Consider the following 2,320-nt stretch of genomic DNA (forward strand, 5'->3'; position numbering starts at 1 on the left):
GCCAAATATATTTTTAAATCTCATCCAATGACCCGCAGACAGATTACGAATGCTTTGAATGCTGCTTTTCCTATTTTTGCTCAATAGTGAATCTGATGGTTAATTATGTAATTTTTTATAGCTATCTAAAAATTTTGAAGATTTTAATGTTGTATAATGGTAGTGCAAATTAAGGAGAGTTTTTTTATGGCTTTATTTGAAATTAAAAATGAAAAAGCTTTGGTGAGTGTCGATGAACATGCATCAGAAATTCATAGTTTCTGTGATGTTGCGACAGACAATGAATACATGTGGCAAGGGGATCCTAAGTTCTGGGCTGGAAGAAACCCAACATTATTCCCAATGGTAGGCAGTACATGGGATAAGAAACTTCACATCAATGGAAAAGAATATGTAACTGGGAATCATGGATTTACTAGACATTCTGATTTTACATGTATTGAACATACAGACAATACAATCGTGATGGAACTGAAAGACAATGAAGAAACATTCAAAGAATATCCATTCCATTTCACAATGCATATTACATATACATTAGAAGGAAAGACATTGAAGGTTTCTTATGATATCACAAATGAAAATGATTGTGACATGCCATTCAACTTTGGATTGCATCCAGCATTTAACTGTCCAAGTGATGGTGGAAACTTTGAAGATTACTACATTGAATTAGAACGTGCTGAAACTTCTGATTTCAATGTAACACATGTAAAGGATTGCACACGTATCAAACTAGATCGTGAAGAACTTGCAAATACAATTATTCTGCAAGATCCAAAGAGTACAAAAGCAACATTAACAAATGGAAAGCATGGCGTCACTGTTGGTTTTGAAGGATATAGATGGCTTGCATTCTGGTCAAAGGAAAATGCACCATTTGTATGTATTGAACCATGGTATTCACATACGGATTTCTCTGAAGTTAAAGTACCATTTGAACAAAGAGAAGGAACAATTATTTTGAAGTCACATGATAAATTTCATGCGGACTATACAATCACAATTTTCTAATGAACAGGAGGGTAAAAAAGGAAATGTTTAAGACAATTGTTTGTAAGAATTATGATGAAGTATCTTTAGAAGCATTTAAGGTAATGAAGGGTGTTTTGGATACAGAAGTAAATCCTATTTTAGGACTTGCTACAGGATCTACACCTGTAGGTCTTTATAAGAACATGATCAAGGATCATGAAGAAACTGGAAGATCTTATAAGGATATCCTGACTTTCAACTTAGATGAATATGTTGGACTTCCAAGAGATCACGAACAGACATACTGGACATTCATGCATGAAAATCTATTCAACTATCTAGATTGTCCAGACTGCAACATCCATGTACCAAGTGGTGTTGGTGATGATCCAGAAAAGAATGCAAGAGAATATGAAGAAGAACTTGCTAAGCACACAGTATCTATTCAGGTATTAGGTATTGGTTCTGATGGTCATATCGCATTCAACGAACCAGGCACACCATTTGATTCTGTAACACATGTAGCTGAATTGACAGAACAGACAATTTCTGATAATGCTCGTTTCTTTGAAGGTGACAAGTCTCAGGTTCCTACAAAGGCAGTTACAATGGGTCTTGCTTCTATCATGCGTGCAAAGAAGATCATCTTAATTGCTACAGGTGCTAACAAGGCTGATGCTGTATATGGCATGTTAAAGGGTAAAAAGACAATTGACTGTCCAGCATCTATCCTGCAGGATCATGCTGACGTAACAGTTATCATGGATGAAGCTGCTGCAAGCAAACTCTAAAATTTTACACAAGGACTTCAATATTTGAAGTTCTTTTTTCTTTTGGGCATCTGAATTGAGTTTTTATGCAATGTAGCTTATTATCTAAGTATCAAAAGGAGGAAGTTACTATGAATATTATTCAAAGTACAAATGAATATGATGCTTTATTGAAAGATAATCAGTCTGTATTTGTAGATTTCTATGCAGACTGGTGTGGACCATGCAAGATGGTTGGCCCGCTTGTAGAAGAATTATCTAAGGAATATACAGATATCAAGTTTGTGAAAGTCAATGTAGATAATACACCAGACATTGCACAGCGTTATGGAATTATGTCAATTCCAACACTCATCGCATTCAAAAATGGCGAGATTGCGGGAAGCATTGTAGGTTTCCAGCCAAAGGAAGCTTTAGCTGCTTTAGCTGAAAAGACAAGATAATCATTGACGGGAGATTTGTCTTCAATGTCATTAAGTTAAGCACTATTGATAATTGGTAATCTCTATAGACAACAGTAAAACCAGGAATAGAACTGTCTTCTATCAGATAGCTATTCCTGGTTTTTGGCTTTT

At 35.3% G+C, this 2,320-nt stretch carries 3 protein-coding genes; all 3 read left to right on the forward strand.

The features are described 5' to 3' along the window. Positions 1-186 precede the first annotated feature (186 nt). A complete protein-coding gene (locus tag ACTND6_RS10870) occupies positions 187-1,014 on the forward strand; it encodes an aldose 1-epimerase family protein (RefSeq protein ID WP_441024251.1) in 828 nt (275 codons plus the stop codon). A gap of 23 nt (positions 1,015-1,037) precedes the next feature. Continuing rightward, complete coding sequence (gene nagB, locus ACTND6_RS10875; protein WP_441024248.1) at positions 1,038-1,766, forward strand: glucosamine-6-phosphate deaminase; 729 nt, start codon at positions 1,038-1,040, stop codon at positions 1,764-1,766. A gap of 110 nt (positions 1,767-1,876) precedes the next feature. Beyond that, positions 1,877-2,188 (forward strand): thioredoxin, encoded by a 312-nt coding sequence (gene trxA / locus ACTND6_RS10880; protein WP_178175555.1) that lies wholly within the window; start codon positions 1,877-1,879, stop codon positions 2,186-2,188. Positions 2,189-2,320: the final 132 nt, after the last annotated feature.

The organism is Bulleidia sp. HCP3S3_C9, assembly GCF_052064035.1.
In the GTDB taxonomy this organism is placed as follows: domain Bacteria; phylum Bacillota_I; class Bacilli_A; order Erysipelotrichales; family Erysipelotrichaceae; genus Bulleidia.

Coding starts and splice junctions, on each gene's coding strand:
- nagB (WP_441024248.1), top strand. CDS start 1,038: ATGTTTAAGACAATTGTTTGTAAGAATTATGATGAAGTATCTTTAGAA.
- ACTND6_RS10870 (WP_441024251.1), top strand. CDS start 187: ATGGCTTTATTTGAAATTAAAAATGAAAAAGCTTTGGTGAGTGTCGAT.
- trxA (WP_178175555.1), top strand. CDS start 1,877: ATGAATATTATTCAAAGTACAAATGAATATGATGCTTTATTGAAAGAT.